This is a genomic window from Caballeronia terrestris, assembly GCF_001544515.1.
Lineage (GTDB): Bacteria > Pseudomonadota > Gammaproteobacteria > Burkholderiales > Burkholderiaceae > Caballeronia > Caballeronia terrestris.
In genome coordinates this window covers 1-1,353 of the sequence record NZ_FCOL02000417.1, presented here as the reverse complement: position 1 = coordinate 1,353, position 1,353 = coordinate 1, and the positions used below count along the sequence as shown (strand labels likewise).

At 59.9% G+C, this 1,353-nt stretch carries 1 protein-coding gene; it reads right to left on the bottom strand.

Annotation, left to right across the window (positions count from 1 at the left end; genetic code table 11):
- Nucleotides 1-287 precede the first annotated feature (287 nt).
- Complete coding sequence (locus AWB67_RS37910) at nt 288-1,259, bottom strand: FAD:protein FMN transferase (RefSeq protein ID WP_374729770.1); 972 nt, start codon at nt 1,257-1,259, stop codon at nt 288-290.
- Nucleotides 1,260-1,353: the final 94 nt, after the last annotated feature.

Sequence of the window (1,353 nt, the reverse complement as noted above, 5' to 3'; positions counted from 1 at the left end):
GGTGACGCGGTTGATGTCAGTGCGCGCGGGTAGAGAGTCCCGGAAGGTAAGGGAGGTGCGAGGTTATACGGTCGGAGAGCCTCCTGATTGCCTTGCTGAAGAACCGTTTTCCGGACGACCGCACTTGATATGGCTAGACTGGAGATATGTCTGCTGCTTTCGTGTGTCGTGTTTGCTCTTGGCGAGATCGAGAAGCATTTTATCCGCCGCGTACTTCCATACCCTTGAAACTGGCACCACGTGTTGACGATTGCCTGCCTAGGGTGGGTAGACGCGACCAGAGCCCCTTATGGAGCATCGAACAGACCCGTGCCGATCGCCAGTATTTGTGCGCCATCGCGCAGCAGAAAAAGTGCGTCCAGTTGCTTGCGGCGTGCGAAATCCAGGCCTTTCTGAGGCCCCAACACCATGAGAGCGGTTGCATAAGCATCCGCGTCCATACAGGACCTCGCCAGCACTGTGACCGACGCGACCCTGTTGCATAAAGGCTCACCTGTGCGCGGATCCACGACATGCGAGATGCGCTTGCCCTCGCATTCGCTCCAGTGACGATAATCCCCTGAAGTTGCGACCGCGATATCGGTGAGTTCGATCACGCCGAGCGCCTCCCGGCGTTCGTAGTAGGGACGCTCGATTGCGATTGCCCACAGTGCCTGGCCAGTCTTTGTGCCTCGCGCACGCATCTCACCGTCGATTCCGACAAGCCACGACCGAACGTCATGACTGTCCAGCACACGCGCCAATTCGTCTACGCCGAAGCCTTTGGCGATACCGCACAAGTCGAGGCTCACGTGCGCCTGCTTGCGAGCGCGACACTGCTCGACGTCGACGTCGAGCAGTTCGACCAGCGGGCGTCGGGGTCGTTCGCGCGAGGCTTCCCGCATGGATGGCCGCGGCGCGTTTGACGGGCCGAAGCCCCACTGATCCACCACATCGCCGACACCTGCGTTGAACGCATTGTCTGTCTCGCGCCCCATCTCCGTCGCGCGCACCAGCACCGTCGCAAGATTGCGGGATATCGGCACCCAGACGTCGGGCTCGGCTCTATTCAACCGTGTCAAATCGGAACTGTCCTTCCAGTTCGACATTTCCTCGTCTACCGCTCGTACCGCCGCATCCAGTTTAGAAACGATCAGGGCGCGGTCCAACCCCGCCGGCGCGTAGCATTGCACGCTGTATCGGGTGCCCATCGTCGGTCCGTTGAACGTATAGCGCTCGGGACAACCGGCCATCGGTCCTTCAATAGACATCTTCGACATATCTTCCCTTCAATCTCATCTCGTTCACGGAAAGGCCGGAGCCATCCAGAATGTGTTCCCACGCTCGGGCCACGCCGTTGGCCATGTCTCTGCG